The organism is Mesorhizobium sp. B2-3-10 (assembly GCF_006442275.1).
Lineage (GTDB): Bacteria > Pseudomonadota > Alphaproteobacteria > Rhizobiales > Rhizobiaceae > Mesorhizobium > Mesorhizobium australicum.
The window spans coordinates 111,571-128,868 of record NZ_VFVT01000002.1 but is presented as its reverse complement, the minus strand read 5'-3'; the positions used below and the strand labels follow the sequence as shown (position 1 = coordinate 128,868).

General features: G+C 61.9%; 15 protein-coding genes. 9 read left to right on the top strand and 6 right to left on the bottom strand.

From position 1 onward, the window contains the following. Positions 1-3: 3 nt before the first annotated feature. Positions 4-1,536, bottom strand: coding sequence for an acyl-CoA carboxylase subunit beta (locus tag FJ943_RS07140; RefSeq protein WP_140720521.1), 1,533 nt, complete (start codon positions 1,534-1,536; stop codon positions 4-6). Between the two features lie 409 nt (positions 1,537-1,945). On the opposite strand from FJ943_RS07140, the gene FJ943_RS07135 reads away from it, so the two are divergent. After that, a complete protein-coding gene (locus FJ943_RS07135; RefSeq protein ID WP_015317958.1) occupies positions 1,946-3,367 on the top strand; it encodes a DEAD/DEAH box helicase in 1,422 nt (473 codons plus the stop codon). Positions 3,368-3,470: 103 nt separating this feature from the next. Here the strand turns inward: FJ943_RS07135 and FJ943_RS07130 are convergent, their stop codons facing one another. Together FJ943_RS07130 and FJ943_RS07125 are read right to left on the bottom strand one after the other, a co-directional pair. Continuing rightward, positions 3,471-4,445, bottom strand: a complete 975-nt coding sequence (locus tag FJ943_RS07130) for an alpha/beta fold hydrolase (RefSeq protein WP_140720519.1) — start codon at positions 4,443-4,445, stop codon at positions 3,471-3,473. Between the two features lie 90 nt (positions 4,446-4,535). Further along, the gene (locus FJ943_RS07125) at positions 4,536-5,357 is read right to left on the bottom strand and encodes an SDR family oxidoreductase (RefSeq protein WP_140720517.1); all 822 of its coding nucleotides are present in this window, start codon (positions 5,355-5,357) and stop codon (positions 4,536-4,538) included. Between the two features lie 226 nt (positions 5,358-5,583). Here FJ943_RS07125 and FJ943_RS07120 point away from each other — a divergent pair, with 226 nt between their 5' ends. From FJ943_RS07120 to FJ943_RS07100, 5 genes are all read left to right on the top strand, one after another. Next, positions 5,584-6,618 (top strand): cysteine synthase A, encoded by a 1,035-nt coding sequence (locus tag FJ943_RS07120; RefSeq protein ID WP_140664366.1) that lies wholly within the window; start codon positions 5,584-5,586, stop codon positions 6,616-6,618. Next, on the top strand, positions 6,618-7,361 hold the full coding sequence (locus FJ943_RS07115; RefSeq protein WP_140664369.1) for an alanyl-tRNA editing protein: 744 nt from the start codon (positions 6,618-6,620) through the stop codon (positions 7,359-7,361). The genes FJ943_RS07120 and FJ943_RS07115 overlap by 1 nt, the downstream gene beginning before the upstream one ends. 37 nt (positions 7,362-7,398) lie before the next feature. Further along, positions 7,399-8,295 (top strand): 3-mercaptopyruvate sulfurtransferase, encoded by an 897-nt coding sequence (sseA, locus tag FJ943_RS07110; protein ID WP_140720515.1) that lies wholly within the window; start codon positions 7,399-7,401, stop codon positions 8,293-8,295. Between the two features lie 4 nt (positions 8,296-8,299). After that, the gene (locus tag FJ943_RS07105) at positions 8,300-8,863 is read left to right on the top strand and encodes a GNAT family N-acetyltransferase (protein WP_140720514.1); all 564 of its coding nucleotides are present in this window, start codon (positions 8,300-8,302) and stop codon (positions 8,861-8,863) included. Positions 8,864-9,064: 201 nt separating this feature from the next. Beyond that, the gene (locus FJ943_RS07100) at positions 9,065-9,532 is read left to right on the top strand and encodes a DUF1203 domain-containing protein (RefSeq protein ID WP_140664374.1); all 468 of its coding nucleotides are present in this window, start codon (positions 9,065-9,067) and stop codon (positions 9,530-9,532) included. 233 nt (positions 9,533-9,765) lie between these two features. Here the strand turns inward: FJ943_RS07100 and FJ943_RS07095 are convergent, their stop codons facing one another. Together FJ943_RS07095 and ald are read right to left on the bottom strand one after the other, a co-directional pair. Further along, positions 9,766-11,040, bottom strand: a complete 1,275-nt coding sequence (locus FJ943_RS07095) for an outer membrane beta-barrel protein (RefSeq protein ID WP_140720512.1) — start codon at positions 11,038-11,040, stop codon at positions 9,766-9,768. A 224-nt stretch (positions 11,041-11,264) separates the two neighbouring features. Next, the gene (ald, locus tag FJ943_RS07090; protein ID WP_140720510.1) at positions 11,265-12,380 is read right to left on the bottom strand and encodes an alanine dehydrogenase; all 1,116 of its coding nucleotides are present in this window, start codon (positions 12,378-12,380) and stop codon (positions 11,265-11,267) included. 157 nt (positions 12,381-12,537) lie between these two features. Here ald and FJ943_RS07085 point away from each other — a divergent pair, with 157 nt between their 5' ends. Further along, positions 12,538-13,011, top strand: coding sequence for an Lrp/AsnC family transcriptional regulator (locus tag FJ943_RS07085; protein ID WP_015317948.1), 474 nt, complete (start codon positions 12,538-12,540; stop codon positions 13,009-13,011). Between the two features lie 4 nt (positions 13,012-13,015). Here the strand turns inward: FJ943_RS07085 and FJ943_RS07080 are convergent, their stop codons facing one another. Next, the gene (locus FJ943_RS07080; RefSeq protein ID WP_140619572.1) at positions 13,016-13,675 is read right to left on the bottom strand and encodes a 5-formyltetrahydrofolate cyclo-ligase; all 660 of its coding nucleotides are present in this window, start codon (positions 13,673-13,675) and stop codon (positions 13,016-13,018) included. Between the two features lie 164 nt (positions 13,676-13,839). On the opposite strand from FJ943_RS07080, the gene FJ943_RS07075 reads away from it, so the two are divergent. Continuing rightward, positions 13,840-15,105: an NAD(P)/FAD-dependent oxidoreductase gene (locus tag FJ943_RS07075; protein WP_140619574.1), complete on the top strand. Its 1,266-nt coding sequence runs from the start codon at positions 13,840-13,842 to the stop codon at positions 15,103-15,105. Between the two features lie 150 nt (positions 15,106-15,255). Continuing rightward, a complete protein-coding gene (locus FJ943_RS07070) occupies positions 15,256-17,235 on the top strand; it encodes a bifunctional 2',3'-cyclic-nucleotide 2'-phosphodiesterase/3'-nucleotidase (protein WP_140664381.1) in 1,980 nt (659 codons plus the stop codon). The last annotated feature ends 63 nt before the right edge of the window (positions 17,236-17,298 follow it).

Here is a 17,298-nt window from a genome sequence, read left to right as displayed (position 1 = left end):
CGTTCACAGCGGGATGTTGTCGTGCTTCTTCCAGGGGTTCTGGATATCCTTGTTGCGCAGCATGCGAAGCGCCCGGGCCATGCGGCGGCGGGTCGAATGCGGCATGATCACCTCGTCGACATAGCCGCGCTCGGCGGCCACGAAAGGCGACAGGAAGCGGTCCTCGTAAGCCTTTGTATGAGCCGCGATCTTTTCGGCATCGCCGATGTCCTTGCGGTAGATGATCTCGACCGCGCCTCTCGCCCCCATGACGGCGATCTGCGCCGTCGGCCAGGCATAATTTATGTCGCCGCGCAGATGTTTTGACGCCATCACATCATAGGCGCCGCCATAGGCTTTGCGGGTGATGACGGTGATCTTCGGCACGGTCGCCTCGGCATAGGCGAAAAGCAGCTTGGCGCCGTGCTTGATCAGCCCGCCATATTCCTGCGCCGTGCCCGGCAAAAAGCCTGGAACATCGACAAAGGTAACGATGGGAATAGAAAAACAGTCGCAGAAGCGCACGAAGCGCGCCGCCTTGCGGCTGGCGTCGGAATCGAGCACGCCGGCCAGCACCATCGGCTGGTTGGCGACAAAGCCGACGGTACGGCCTTCGACCCGGCCGAAACCGGTGACGATGTTCTTGGCAAAACTCTGCTGGATCTCGAAGAAGTCACCTTCGTCGGCGACCTTCAGGATCAATTCCTTGATGTCGTAGGGCTTGTTGGCGTTGTCGGGGATCAGCCGGTCGAGCGACATGTCATGGTCGGTGACCGACTGGTAGCATTCGATCTCAGGGATCTCCGACGTGTTGGAAGCTGGCAACAGGTCGATCAGCCGCCGCATCTGCAAGAGCGCCTCGACGTCATTGTCATAGGCGCCGTCGGCGATCGAGGACTTCGTCGTGTGCACCGATGCGCCGCCGAGGCTCTCGGCGGTCACCGTCTCATTGGTCACGGTCTTCACCACGTCCGGTCCGGTGACGAACATGTAGGAGGTGTCGCGCACCATGAAGATGAAGTCGGTCATGGCGGGCGAATAGACGTCACCGCCGGCGCATGGGCCCATGATGACCGAAATCTGCGGAATGACGCCGGACGCAAGCACGTTGCGCTGAAAGATCTCGGCATAGCCGCCGAGGGCTGCCACGCCCTCCTGGATACGCGCCCCGCCGGCATCGTAGAGGCCGATGATTGGCGCATGGTTGCGCAGCGCCATCTCCTGCACCTTGATGACCTTCTCGGCATGGGCTTCCGACAGCGAACCGCCGAAGACGGTGAAATCCTTGGCGAAGAGGTAAACGGGACGGCCATTGACCGTGCCCCAGCCCGTGACGACGCCATCGCCGGCGATCTTTGTCTTCTCCATGCCGAAATCGGTCGAGCGGTGCTCGACATACATGTCGAATTCCTCGAATGAGCCTTCGTCGAGAAACACTTCGATGCGTTCGCGCGCGGTGAGCTTGCCCTTCTTGTGCTGCGCATCGATACGGGCCTGGCCACCACCCATGCGGGCGATGTCGCGCCGCCGCTCGAGTTCCTTCAGCACGTCCTTCATCGTTCGATCCCCAAAATCGGAAGCTGCGTTTGTGGTAATGATGCCGGTCGGGGAGTGCAAGCGTCGGCTTTTTGGCTGGTTTTTGCTGCACCGCAACATTGCGCCCCTTGCATTCCAGGCCGAACTCAGCCATATGCAGCCCATAGGCGCTTGGGCCGGGAGATTCCGGCCTTCTCGACAAATGAGACTGGTTGCGTCTGTTTTCCCTCTTTCCGGTATATCGGCCCTCTTCCGATACATCACGAAGTGGCGAAAAAGCCCCGTGGCATGATGCCTGCGGGCACGACAGCGCAGCCGAGTGGACGCACGCGTCCGCCCGCCTTGTCGTTTCATATAAAATTTTCGACGGCAGGTTGCGCCCTGCCGCCATTGACGTTTGCGGCCAGAGGCCGCGTGAAAGAAGATTATTTTGACCAACGAAAACACATTGCCCGGCAACGACACCGCGGAACTCTCCGGTTTCGCGGCGCTGGGAATTACCGGTGCGCTGCTCAAGGCCACCCACAATGCCGGCTTCGCCGAACCGAAGCCGATCCAGATGCAGGCTATCCCGCCGCAGCTGGAAGGCCGTGATATTTTCGGCATCGCCCAGACCGGCTCCGGCAAGACCGCTGCCTTCGCGCTGCCGATCCTGTCGAAGATCATCGCACTCGGCACCAAGCGGCGCGCCAAGACGACCCGCGCGCTCATCCTGGCGCCGACCCGCGAACTCGCGGTGCAGATCGAGGACACCATCAAGATCCTCGCCAAGGGCGCGCATGTCTCGACGGCACTCGTGCTGGGCGGTGTATCGCGCTTCAGCCAGGTGAAGAAGGTTGCTCCCGGCGTCGATATCCTCATCGCCACGCCCGGCCGGTTGACCGACCTGGTGCGCGAGGGCGACCTCATCCTCTCCGACACCAAATGGCTGGTGCTGGACGAGGGCGACCGCATGCTCGACATGGGCTTCATCAACGATGTCAAGCGCATCGCCAAGGCGACCGCGCCCGATCGTCAGACGGCGCTGTTCTCGGCCACCATGCCGGACGAGATCGCCGAACTCGCCAAGGGCCTCCTGAAGAACCCGGTCCGCATCGAGGTCTCGCCGCAAAGCACCGCGGCGGCCGAGATCGTCCAGGGCGTCGTCTTCGCCCGCACCAAGCAGAAGCGCCAGGTGCTGTCGACGATGCTCGCCGACGAAGCGATGAAGTCCGTCATCATCTTTTCGCGCACCAAGCATGGCGCGGACCGGGTGACCAAGGACCTGGAACGCGACGGCTTCAAGGCCGCCGTCATTCACGGCAACAAGTCGCAGAATGCCCGTCAGAAGGCACTGAACGATTTCCGTGATGGATCGGTGCGCATTCTGGTCGCGACCGACATCGCCGCGCGCGGCATCGACGTGCCCGGCATCAGCCATGTCGTGAATTTCGACCTGCCGGACGAAGCCGAAAGCTATGTCCACCGTATCGGCCGCACCGGCCGCAACGGTATGGATGGCATCGCGATCACGCTCTGCGATCCTTCGGAGAACAGCAAGCTGCGTCAGGTCGAGCGCATCATCCGCACGAAGCTGCCAATCGTTGCCGACCATCTCGGCAGCCCCGATCCCGCACGCAATCCTGCGGAAAAGAACGAGCGCTTCGAACCTGCCAACGATCGCGACCGCAATGGCCGTCGCGACGGCAGGCGGCCGGGCGGCGAGAAGAAGCCGAACAACGGCTTCGGCAAGAAGCGTTTCGGCGACAAGCCGGCCTTTGCCGGTGAGCGCAAGCCGGAAGGTGCAAAACCCTTCAAGGGCAACAACAAGCGCCGCTTCGGCGGCAAGCGTCCGGCCGCACGGGCTGCCTAACGAAACCTCGCGGCAACCGGCCAGTTCCTAACGGTTGCCTGGTGCCGACTACGAATGAAACGGTGGCTGAACATTGCTTCAGCCGCCGTTTTGTCTTCGAACCTCACTTCGCCACCGCTTCGATCCAGACGGCAATTCGTTGCGCCAGGAATGCGGTGGTGGATGGCGATAGCGCGTCGCCGGCAATGACATGGTTGTCTGGATCGCCAGTGCTTTCGATGGGCACCAGCTCATGCGCGGCACCCCAGCGCGCGGCGATCTCACGCGTGCGGTCGGGTCGCACGACCTTGTCTATATCCGAGAAGATGAACAGGGCGGGAATGGTCGCCTTCTCCACCGGCGCGCCATAGGCAAGGTCGGTCAGCGCCTGCATAGGCATCGTCGCGGCGATTGGATATCTGGTGGTCCAGAATTTCTCATGCAGCGCGTTGCGCGGCGCGAAGCTGCGTTCCTTGCCGGCGACGAGTTCGGCGATCTGCTTGCCCCAGGGCATGGTCAGGATCTCGGCGCCGGATGCTTTCACGCCGAAATTGGGCGAGATGAATGCAATGGCCGCCACACCCTCGGATGCCCCGGGCTGCGTCACTGCCCAGGCCGCCAGCGCGCCGCCGGTCGACGTCGAGATGACGATCACCTTGTCGCCGATTGCCCGGCCGATGGCGAGCGCCTCCTCATAGTCGTTGATCCAGGCGTTGACGCTGCCTTGCGTCATCGCCGCGCCGTCCTGCCCGTGGCCGGTGAGGCGGGTGTAGAACAGGTTGGCGTCGAGCTGGTCGGCCACGTCGTCGGGCAAGGGTCGGATCTCGCCCTTCGATGCGGAAAAGCCGTGGATGTAGACGATCGACAGCGGTGTCTTTGCGTGCACCATTGGGTTGGCCCAGACGATCTCCTTCTCCAGCCCGTCGCGGATACCGGGTACGGCAGCCTCCGCTTTTGCCACATAGGCCTGTGGGTCGTCGCCGATGGCGGAAGGATCGAAACGGATCGTGGTGTCGACGGGTACGCGCGGACCCAATAGGAAGCTCAGTGCGAGGACGGCGATCAGGCCCAGCACAGCAAGCACGATCCGTCGCCCCATCGCAGACTCCACGAACAACATTCAAACTATGGTGGTGACCATGAACAGGCAACGGCCGTTCAGGCGGCCAAGCCACCAATCCTGTGGGCATTATTTGTTGGGCGGTTTGCGCTCATAATGCAGCGGGCGCGCTTTCCAGCTGGTCGTCAGGCTGATCACCCATCGGCATAGCGGCCTTGGCAGCATGCCGAGAATTTTCAACGGCCAGCTCGTTCTGTACGGGAACGTCACTTCGAAGCCGCCGGATTTGATTCCCCGCACCATGCGGCGCGTCGCGCGGCCGACCGGCATCAGGCCAGGCATCGGCAGCATGTTCTTTTCCGTCAATGGCGTGTCGACAAAACCGGGGTTGATCACCTGGACGCGGATGTTCATCTTGTCGAAATCATATTTCAGCGACTCGGCCAGAATGTTGATAGCCGCCTTGGTACCGCCATAGGCCGCCGTGGTCGGCCAGCCGAAATAGGCGGTCACCGAGCCGACCAGAACGACATGCCCACGCGCGCGCACCCGCATATGCTCGACGACAGGCACCAGCCCATTGATGATGCCGAAATAGTTGACTTCGAAGGAGCGGCGGAAATCCTTGACGATGAGGGACTCTCCGGGTGTCGAGATGTAATTTCCGGCATTGAAGATGGCGAGCACGATCGGCCCGAGGTCGTTCTCGATCGCCGCCACCGTTCTTGCCATGCGCGGCTCGTCGGTGACGTCGCAGGGAAAGGACACGACTTTGCCCGGCATCTGCGCGGTCTCGACGATGAGCGTGTCGATCGGATCGTCGTCCAGCGCTGTCACAGCCACCGCATAGCCTTGTGACGCCAGATCCCTGGCCAGCGAGCGGCCAATGCCGCTGCTGCCGCCGGTGACCCAGGCTACGCCGTGTTTCGGATCGGCCCGATAGAGTGTCATGCTGCGCCCTGCCGAGTTGTTGATGTCTTGCTCTAGCGGTGGAGAAATCGAATGAAAAGAGTGCTTCTCGACGCCGGGTGCAAATGAACTGTCAGGGGTCCACCCGGACCCCGGCGACATCCATACACCGCAGCGCCGGAAATGCGACTGGACCAGACGAATTCTTGCCTTGAAACCGAAGCATTGGGTTTCTAGGGTTTCGGCGCACGCATACAAGGAATCCCGAATGCCCCGTTCAGTGATCGACGCGATCGGCAACACGCCCCTGATCCGCCTCAACAAGGCTTCCGAAGAAACCGGCTGCGAGATCCTGGGCAAGGCCGAGTTCATGAATCCGGGGCAGTCGGTTAAGGATCGCGCCGGCCTGTTCATCATCCGTGATGCCGAACAGCGCGGCCTGTTGCAGCCGGGCGGTGTCATCGTCGAGGGAACCGCCGGCAACACCGGCATTGGGCTGACGCTCGTCGCCAAGGCGCTGGGCTATCGCACTGTCATCGTCATCCCGGATACGCAGAGCCAGGAAAAGAAGGACACGATCAGGCTGCTCGGCGCCGAGCTGATCGAAGTGCCGGCCGTGCCTTACAAGAACCCCAACAACTACGTGAAACTGTCGGGACGGCTGGCGGAGCAGATGGCCAGGAGCGAACCGAACGGCGCGATCTGGGCCAACCAGTTCGACAATGTCGCCAACCGCGATGGCCATATCCGCACCACGGCCGAGGAAATCTGGGCCCAGACCGGCGGCAAGGTCGACGGTTTTGTCTCGGCGGTGGGGTCGGGCGGAACGCTGGCCGGTGTCGGGCTCGGATTGAAGGCCAAGAGCAAGAACGTCAAGATCGCGCTCGCCGACCCTCTCGGCGCCGCGCTCTACAGTTTCTACACCAGCGGCGAGCTGAAGTCAGAAGGCAGTTCGATTACCGAAGGCATCGGGCAGGGGCGCATCACCGCCAACCTCGAAGGCTTCACGCCTGACTTCTCCTACCAGATCAGGGATGAGGACGCGCTGCCAATCGTCTTTGACCTGATCCAGGAGGAAGGCCTGTGCGTCGGCGGCTCGACCGGCATCAACATCGCCGGCGCGATGCGGCTGGCTGCGGAATTGGGTCCGGGCCACACCATCGTGACGATCCTTTGCGACTACGGGACGCGCTACCAGTCGAAGCTATTCAACCCCGAATTCCTGCGCGAAAAGCAACTGCCGGTACCAGGCTGGATGGAATTGCAGAGCAAGATTTCAGTGCCCTTCGAGAGGGTCACGTGATGGCGCACCGGACCGAAGCGCTGTTTCGCGACGACGCCTATCTCCGCACGGCGGATGCCACGGTCGTCGCCATCAATGAGCGCGGCGGCATCATCCTCGACCGGACGATCTTCTATGCCACTTCCGGCGGCCAGCCGGGCGATAGCGGCACGTTGGAGCGTGCCGACGGCAGTCGCGTCGCAATTGCCGCCACGATCACTGGCGAGACCAAGGACGAGATCATCCATGTGCCGTCACCGGAGCAGGCCTTGCCGGAGGTGGGCGAGACGGTGAAGCTCGCCATCGACTGGGAGCGCCGGCATCTGCTGATGCGCATGCACGCGGCTTGCCACCTGCTCACCGTTGTCTGCCCGTTCCCGATCACCGGGGCGGCGGTTTCCGAGGACGACAGCCGTGTCGATTTTGACATTCCAGACGCCAGCTTCACCAAGGAAGAGGTGACCGCCGGCATGATGGATCTGGTGCGGGCCGATCATCCCATCTTCACCAGACTGATCAGCGACGAGGAATTGGCCGCGAATCCTGGCTTGGTGAAGTCCAAGAACGTCCGACCGCCCGTTGGCACCGGCAAGATCCGTCTGGTCTGCATCGGTGACAATGCCTCGGTGGACAGCCAGCCCTGCGGCGGCACCCATGTGAGGAGCACCGGCGAAATCGGCGAAATCCACATCGGCAAGATCGAAAAGAAGGGCCGGGAGAACAGGCGCTTCCGCATCCGCTTCGGCCCGATGCCGGCGAACTGAACAGACAGACACCATCAAAAGGCGGCAGGAGAAAAGAATGGCCGAAGACAGTCCTTTTACCGTCGATGCGGACTGGCTGCAGGAACGCCTCGGCCAGCCGGGCCTGACGATCATTGACGTCTCCTGGTATCTGCCTGCACAAAAGCGCGACGCGCGCGCCGAGTATGATGCGGCTCACATTCCTGGCGCCCGTTTCCTGGACCAGGACGCGGTTTCGGATCCTGACGCTGCCTTGCCGCATACACTGCCATCCCCGCAGCATTTCGCCCAATATGTCGGCGCGATGGGCCTTTCGGCCGATGACACCATCGTCGTCTATGATGGCCCGGGCTTTTTCTCCGCACCGCGGGCATGGTGGATGTTCCGGATCATGGGTGTCTTCCAGACCTATATTCTGGACGGCGGCTTTGATGGCTGGAAGGCGACCGGCCGGCCGGCAACGGCCGAGCCGACGAAGATCGCGCCAAGCGTCTTTCATGCCGATTTCGACGCCGGTCGCGTCGTCGGTCTGGCCGATATGCGCCGGATTGTCGATACAAAGACAGCACAGATCGCCGATGCCCGTGGGCCGGGCCGCTTCACCGGTAGCGAACCCGAGCCCCGCGCTGGCATCCGCTCCGGCCACATGCCGGGCGCGCGCAATGTGCCGTACTCCGCACTGTCGGAAAACGGCAGGCTGCTGCCGAAGGACCGTTTGCGCAAGGTGATAGAGGACGCCGGTATCGACCTATCGAAACCCGTGGTCACATCCTGCGGCTCCGGCGTCACCGCCGCGGTGGTCACGCTGGCGCTGGAGACGCTTGGCCATACCGACAACAGGCTTTATGACGGCTCATGGACCGAGTGGGGCGGATTGTCCGATACACCAGTCGTGACCGGCCCAGCGACCACCGGCCCTGCAACGACCGGCCCAGCAACGACCGGCAAGGAATGAATTGATGGAAAACGGCGTGCTGCAGGACATTGAGGTCACGGTGACTTTTCTCGAAATGCATGCCCCACCGCCCGTCTCGCCACCGGTACCCTACAACCGCCAGGTCGCGCTGCTGAAAACCAGGGACATTCCCTTGCATTTCTATCGCTACCTGATGGACCGGGTGGGACGCAAATGGCACTGGGTGAATGTTCTGAGGCTGAATGACGATGAGCTGTCAGCCGGAATCCACCGCGAGGATCGCGACATCAGGGTGCTCTATCTCGACGGTGCGCCGGCCGGCTTCTTCGATCTCAAGCCGCATCTGCCCGAGGAAGTCGAACTCGCCTATTTCGGCATGATGGAACATGCCACCGGTCAAGGCATCGGTCGCTGGTTCCTTGGTTCGGCGATTGCCGCGGCATGGTCGTATGGGCCGAAAAGGGTGACGGTGCAGACCTGCACGCTCGACCACCCGGCCGCGCTACCGCTCTACCAGAAGCTCGGTTTCACGCCGGTGGCGCAGAAGAAGGAAGTCGTGCATCCCCTGCCTTTCGCCGAGCGCTCGGCCAGCGTCATGCGGCCGTAAGTTCAGCCGGAATCCGCCGCCGCTTCGATGATTCATCAACGGATTGTCGAACTGATTAGCCGATTAACGATTTCGGTATCCCTCCCGGAGCTCGAAGGGAGGATCCGACATCGGATCGGCTCATGCACGCTTGGCAGGAATCGGGTGGGAAGCACGGCGGCGAGCGCATAGTTTCCGGTCGCCAGTACCGGAGATCTTACGATGACCATCCAATTCACAGCTCTGCCGACCGAAAATGTCAGGGCGCTGCAGCGCGGCGGCCCCGATGCCTATGGCCGTACGCCCGAGCGGAAAATCTCTGACGGCGACGGGATGCCTTGCCGTCATTGTCTCAGGAATATCGCCGCCGGCGATGTCTATCTCATCCTCGCCTACCGGCCATTTCCAGACCCTCAGCCCTATGCAGAAACCGGGCCGATCTTCCTGCATGCCCAGGAATGCGAGCGTGCCGTCGGGACAAGGGAGCCGCCGGAGATCCTCGACAGCCCGGACTATATCGTGCGCGGCTATGGCGGCGATGATCGCATCGTCTACGGCAGCGGTGGCATTATCCCGACCGGAGCAATTGCCGCACGAGCCGAGACTTTGTTGGAGCGTGAGGACATTGCCTATGTGCATGTCCGCTCGGCGCGCAACAATTGCTATCAGTGCCGCATCGAGCGCGCATAAGATCAAGGGATTGGCGGCAGAAAGTCTCTGTCGCACTGCTGTCGCATAGACGCGCTAGAAAGCCAGTGTCGATCGATTGGCCGACCGCGGATGAACCGGCGGCAATCTCGATATCGAGGAAGCGGGGCTTTGGCTCCGCTTTTTTGTTGCCCGCGTTCGGCCCTAACTTCTTTCGCCGCAAAAAAGCCCGCCGGCATGGCCGACGGGCTTCGACTGTTTGCCTGGAGGGCTACTTAGTTGAACTTGTACTTCGCGCCGACACGCACGGTCTGGAACGAGGGGGTATCTTCCAAGAAGCCGCCCGAGCCGAAATCTTCCTTCTGATACTGCGAATAGCGGTATTCGAGGCCGACGGTCATGTTGTTGGAAACGGCTGTTTCCAGGCCGCCGCCGATGGAGAAGCCGCTGGAACCCCAGTCGTAGATGTCGCCGCTCGGGCCCCCGGGCGCAGAGGCATGCAGGTTGAAGTGCTGCCAGCTATAGCCGCCGATCACATAGGCGAGGGTGGCGTCGTTGACCTTGGCACCAACCCGGGCGAGGGCATCGAAGCCATAGTCTGCGTCACCCTTGATCGTTCCACCAAAAATGTCGAGCTTGGATCGGATGCCCGAGTAGCGCCCGTCGAGCTGAACACCTGCCACCCAGCTGCCGAAATCGTGGTCATAGCCAACACTGGCTTCGCCAAACACGCCTTCGCCGCCGATGCCGTTTAACTCGAGGGCACCAAGGAGCGTCAGATCATGCACCATCGTGCCCGCACCGAGTGCGCCGCCGACATAGAAACCTGTCCAGTTGTAGGTTGGGCCTTCAAATGACGCGCCGACACCATTCTGGGCACCGAAGCGATAGTTGGCGGCGATGTGGAAGGTGTGCGTCGAAGGCTGTACGTTCAACGACCCGCTTCCGAAATCGAGAACCGACTTGTCGCCGTAATCAGCGTAACGATATTCGGTTTTCAAGGTCCAGTTGCCACGCAGCACGGTTTCCATGCCGACCCCGAGCATATAGCCGCCACGGTTCTGCGTGAAATCAATGTCGGCAAAGCCCGATCCATCGAGCTTGAAATGCTGCCAGCTATAGCCGCCGAGCACGTAGCCGAGCGTGCTAGGGTTCAGAAGATAGCCAGCGCGCAGGCCAACGTCGAAACCGTATGAATTCGTGAGATCGATGTAGGCGCCCGGAGCGCTGATCGATGGACCGATATTGCCGATATTTGCGTCGATGAAGCCGCCGAGCAGGAAGCGTTCGTTGACCATATAGTCATAGCCGGCGGTCAGTTCGCCGAAGACGCCGTTACCACCGATGCCGTTGAAATCGACGATTGGAGCCACGCTGAACTTGTGCACGCTGGCGCCGAAGCCGCCGCCGATGCCGACATAAGCTCCGCTCCAGTTAAAACCGGACGCTTCCACCGGCTGCACGACGTCGGCGGCATGGGCCGCCGAAATCAAGGCCACAGCAGAAACAGCACCAAGAAGAATAGATTTCGCTGAAACGCGAAGAAACATAGCCCGTACCCCTAATCAATAAGCCCAAGATGTACCTAGCAGGGAGTCGGCCAAGAGGGTATGACAAAAATGCAACAATAGGGCGTAAAGTGCCCTTACGGCACACGCTTCGATGGTCCTCTGGGAAGCGGGTTGGCGCATCATTGCCCAAAGCAAAAAGCCCGCCGGAGCGAACCGGCGGGCAAGGGTTTGAGTTGACTTTTTCTGGGTATATTCCGGGTATATTAAGCCGCCAGCACTGCTTTCGGCTCGACCAGTTCGTAGCCGAGCGCTTCGGCGACCGCGCGGTTGGTGATCTTGCCCTTGTGGACATTGAGGCCGTTGCGCAGGTGATGGTCATCGACCAGAGCCTTCAGGCCCTTGTCCGCGAGTTGCAGACCATAGTGCAGTGTCGCGTTGTTGAGCGCGTGGGCCGAAGTGACCGGCACGGCACCCGGCATGTTGGCGACGCAGTAGTGGATGACACCGTCGACTTCGTAGGTCGGCTCGGCGTGGGTGGTGGCATGCGAGGTCTCGAAGCAGCCGCCCTGGTCGATCGCGACATCGACAAGTACCGAGCCTTTCTTCATGCCGGACAGCATTTCGCGGCTGACGAGCTTCGGTGCGGCGGCGCCCGGGATGAGCACGGCGCCGACGACGATGTCGGCCGAGAAGCATTCTTCCTCGAGCGCCTCGACGGTCGAGTAACGGGTGTGGACCCGGCCGGCGAAGAGGTCGTCAAGCTGGCGCAGGCGCGGGATCGAGCGGTCGATGATGGTGACATCGGCGCCGAGGCCGGCTGCCATGCGGGCCGCATGCAGGCCGACGACGCCGCCGCCAAGGACCGTAACCTTGCCGGGCAGCACGCCAGGTACGCCGCCGAGCAGCACGCCGCGGCCGCCATTGGCCTTCTGTAGCGCCGTGGCGCCGGCCTGGATCGACAAACGGCCGGCGACTTCCGACATCGGCGCCAGCAGCGGCAGGCCGCCACGATCGTCGGTCACGGTTTCGTAGGCGATCGCCGTCACGCCCGAAGCGAGCAGGCCCTTGGTCTGCTCCGGATCCGGAGCCAAATGGAGATAGGTGTACAGGATCTGGCCTTCGCGCAGCTGTGCCCATTCATTGGGCTGCGGCTCCTTGACCTTGGCGATCATGTCCGACTTGGCGAACACGTCGGCGGCCGTCTTGGCGATGACGGCGCCGGCGGCGCGGTAGGCGTTGTCATCGGCACCGATGCCGGCGCCCGCGCCGGTCTCGACCAGCACTTCGTGGCCATGGGCGACATATTCGCGGACCGAGCCCGGCGTCAGGCCGACACGGTATTCGTGGTTCTTGATTTCCTTGGGGCAGCCGATGCGCATTTTCTTCTCCTGATCCGGGCCCTTTTGGGCTCACTCCCTGTAGTGCTGGAGTGAACCATGAATCGGCGTGCAGGTGTTTGCGAATGCGCTTGCGTGGAGAGGCCGGTTTCGATAATCGTTGCAAAAAATAAACGAATTTTCGCAGGAATCACGAAAAATGCCGCTCGACAGGATTGATATCGCCATTCTTGAGACTTTGCAGAAGGACGGGCGGATGCCGAACGCGGCCCTTGCCGAGAAGGTTGGCCTGTCGCAGTCGGCCTGCTCGCGGCGGCTCGACAATTTGGAGAAGTCCGGAACCATCCGCGGCTATCACGCCCGGCTGTCCAACGCGGCCCTTGGCCATCAGATGACGGCGATCGTCCACATATCGCTCTCCGGCCAGTTCGAAAAGACGCTGTCGGATTTCGAGGCGGCGATCAAACGCTGCCCCAACGTGCTGTCGTGCCACCTGATGTCGGGCGAGTACGACTATATCCTGAGGATCGCGGCCAAGGATCTCGTCGACTACGAGCGCATCCACAAGGAATGGCTGTCGGCGATGCCGCATGTGACGAAGATCAATTCGTCCTTCGCCCTGCGCGAAATCGTCGACCGGACGGCAATGGGTCTGAAGCCGGAGATGGCCTAGAGCCCTATACTGTGGCCGTCTCCGTCACGATCCGATCCATCGGGATGTCGTGCGGCTGCGGATAAATGGTGGCGATGCGTTGCAATTCGTAGCCGACACCGATGACCAGCGGCTTGAACGGCATGGCGGCCAGCGTACGGTCGAAGAAGCCGCCGCCATAGCCCAGGCGATAGCTTGCCGGATCAATGCCGACAATGGGCGAGATGACGATGTCCGGCAGCACCGGATCACCCTCTGCCGGAATCGGGATGTTCCAGACGCCCTTTTCCAACCGGTCGCCCGGTTTGTAGGCGCGGAATATCAGCGGTTGCCCTTTCTCGACCACGATGGGCAGCGCGGTGCGGCCGCCACGCTCATTGACGGACGCCATCCAGGGCCGCAGATCCGGCTCGCCGCGAAACGGCCAGTAAAGGCTGACCATACGGCCCGCGATCTCGCCGACAAGTGCATCCAGGCCGCCGGCGATGCGTTGCGACATTGCTGTTCGGGCGTCGGCGGAAACTTCAAGCCGGGCGGCGATTAGCCTTTCGCGCTCGGCTTTGCGCCAACGCCGCACGTCGGTCCAGTCGCTGAGTGGTGCCTGGAACGCAGGGTCGAGCTCGTGCATGAAGCAGGGCGGCGAAGAGTATTGCGCCGGGCCCTGGTTGTCATGATCGTTAGCCATGCCTCACCTCATCTCATGTTCGATGACGCTATACCTCGCGATACGATAGAACATGTGCATTCACGACATGGAACGACGAGTCTCAAGCACTGTCCTGCCATTGTTGCATTGCACAAGATACCTACATCTAGGGCAGGCAATCTTGCCCATCAGGGGTGAATCAAATGAGCGATGCCAGACATCATGTCGTCGTCGTCGGTGCCGGGTTCGGCGGTCTCGAATTCACCCGCGCACTGGCCGGTGCACCGGTGCGCATTACCATGATCGACAAGCGCAACCATCATCTGTTCCAGCCGCTGCTCTATCAGGTGGCAACCACGGCGCTGGCAACCTCGGAGGTTGCCTGGCCGATCCGCCATCTCCTGCGCAAGCGCAAGGATGTGACGACACTGCTCGCCAATGTCACGGGTGTCGACCGGTCCGGCAAACGCGTTCTGCTCGACGACGGCAGCGCCGTCGCCTACGACACGCTGGTGCTCGCCACCGGCGCGCGCCATGCCTATTTCGGCCATGACGAATGGGAGCCTTTCGCGCCGGGCCTGAAGACTTTGGAGGATGCCACCACCATTCGGCGCCGCATTCTTCTGGCCTTCGAGCAGGCGGAGCGGGAATCTGACCCTGCCAGGCGCCAAGCGCTGCTGACCATTGTCATCGTCGGCGGCGGGCCGACCGGGGTCGAACTCGCCGGAACCATTGCCGAACTGGCACATGACACGCTGCGCGGCGAATTCCGCAACATCGATACGCGCCAGACGCGGGTGGTGCTGATCGAGGCCGGCGACCGCATTCTGGCCAATTTCGCGCCAAAGCTCTCCGACTACGCTCGGAAGGCGCTGGAACGGCTTGGCGTTTCGGTCGAGCTCGGCCGGGCCGTTACGCGCTGCGATGCCGACGGCGTGGTTTTTGGCGACACGATTCTGCCGGCCCGCACGATCCTGTGGGCAGCCGGCGTTGCCGCTTCGCCAGCCGCCGAATGGCTGGAAGCGAAGGCGGATCGGGCGGGCAGGGTGTTGGTCGAGCCTGATCTCAGCGTGCCCGGCAGCCCGGAGATTTTTGTCATCGGCGACGCCGCCCACGTGCTGCGGCCCGACGGGCGGCCCGTGCCCGGCGTCGCGCCTTCCGCCAAGCAGGAGGGACGGCATGTTGCCGCGACCGTCAAGGCCAGGCTTGCCGGCGACACCAGCCCGCGGCCTTTCCACTACAAGCACGCCGGCGATCTGGCGACGATCGGCAAGCGCGCCGCCGCCATTGATTTCGGCTGGATCAAGCTCACCGGTTGGCTTGCGTGGTGGCTTTGGGGCATTGCACATATCTATTTCCTGATCGGTTTTCGCAATCGGCTTGCGGTTTCGCTGAGCTGGCTATGGATCTACGTCACAGGCCAGCGCAGCGCCCGGCTGATCACCCAGGGCGACGACGACAAGACCTGACTTTCTTCACCGCGCCTTTCATCCGGCCGTCATCTGTTGCTGATGGATTGGCGTGCCAATGCGCGCGACTTCTTGAGTGGACTTGAGCTGATTTCAGCGCGAAGTTCGCTTCGGGGCAGGACTCGTCAGGTCGTTGAAGAAGGAGAAAACATGTCGCAACTGCTCCATCCCGTCTCTCGCCGTGGTCTCCTAGCCGGGGCCGCCGCCACAGGGGCGCTGATCGTGCTTCATCCCTTCTCCGCCCGGGCGCAGGCCAACCAGGCGCATCTAAGGATCATGGAAACCACCGATATCCATGTGAACGTGCTGCCTTATGACTACTACGCCGACAAAGCCAATGACACGATGGGCCTGTCGCGCACGGCCTCCCTCATCGACGCGGTGCGCAAGGAAGCCGCCAATTCGATGCTGATCGACAATGGCGACCTTTTGCAGGGCAACCCGATGGGCGACTACATCGCCTATGAGAAGGGCCTGAAGGAGGGCGATCTCCATCCGATCATGAAAGGCATGAACCTGCTCGGCTACGAGTGTTCGACACTGGGCAATCACGAATTCAACTATGGCCTGTCCTTTTTGGACAAGGTGCTGGCCGGCGCCAATTTCCCGTTCGTCTGCGCCAACCTGATCCGGGGTACCGAGCTTGCCGCCAACCCGCGCGACGACAAGCTCTACCTCAAGCCTTACGTAATCCTGGACAAGAAGATCAAGGACGGGTCAGGCTCGGAACAGCCGATCAGGGTCGGCATCATCGGTTTCGTGCCGCCGCAGATCATGGTCTGGGACCTCAAGAACCTCGAAGGCAACGTCAAGACACGCGACATTGTCGAAGCGGCGAGGGCGTGGGTGCCGCGGATGAAGGAGGAGGGCGCCGACATCGTCATCGCGCTCTCGCATTCCGGCATCGACGTCAAGCAGGGTGACATGATGGAGAATGCCTCGTTCTTCGTCGCCGGCGTCGAAGGCATCGACGCGGTCTTCACCGGCCACCAGCATCTGGTCTTCCCCGGCAAGAAAGATTTCCAGGCGCTCGAGGGCGTCGACGCACAGAAGGGGACGCTGCAAGGCAAGCCCGCCGTCATGGGCGGGTTCTGGGGCTCACATATGGGCCTGATCGACCTGATGCTGGAGCGCGACGGGTCGAAGTGGAAAGTGGTCTCGGCGACATCGGAGGCACGGCCGATCTTCGAGCGTGTCGACAACAAGAACAAGCCGACCGTCCCGGACGACAAGCGCATCATCGCCGCTCTCGAGCAGGACCACCAGGCGACGCTCGCCTATGTGCGCCGCCCTGTCGGCAAGACGTCCGCGCCGCTCTATTCCTATTTCGCGCTGGTCGCTGACGACCCGTCGGTGCAGGTCGTCAGCCAGGCGCAAACCTGGTACCTGAAGGACATATTGAAAAGCACACAGTGGAAGGACGTGCCGTTGCTGTCGGCGGCGGCCCCGTTCAAAGCCGGTGGACGCAACGGCGCCGATTACTATACCGATGTGCCGGCGGGCGACATCGCCATCAAGAACGTCGCCGACCTCTACCTCTATCCCAACACGGTGCGCGCCGTGGAAATCACCGGGGCTCAGGTCAAGGAATGGCTGGAAATGTCGGCCGGCATCTTCAACAAGATCGAGGCCGGGAAGGCCGACCAGGTCCTGATCAACACTGATTTTCCGTCCTACAATTTCGACGTCATCGACGGCGTCACCTACAGGATAGATCTGTCGCAGCCGCCGAAATACGATGCCAAGGGCGGCGTCGCCAATGCCGGTTCCAATCGCATTGTTGAGCTTATGTTCGACGGAAAACCGATTGATCCGGCAGCGAAATTCGTTGTCGCGACCAACAATTACCGGGCTGGCGGCGGTGGCAATTTCCCCGACATCAATGCCGCGAAGATCATCTACGAGGCGCCGGACACCAACCGCGACGTCATCGTCCGCTACATCGTCAGCCAGGGCACCATCAACCCGTCGGCCGACGACAACTGGTCGTTCGCGCCGTTGCCGGGAACCAGCGTCGTCTTCGACACCGGCGTCAAGGCAAAGGACGTCATCGCCGATGTGAAGTCGCTGAAGATCGAACCTGCCGGCGAGGGCGAAGCTGGCTTTGCCCGATATCGCATCCTTCTCTGATCAGCCGTCAAAGCTGGATGCGGTCAGCCTTGGAGGGGCCGGCGGCACGAATCGCCTGGCATG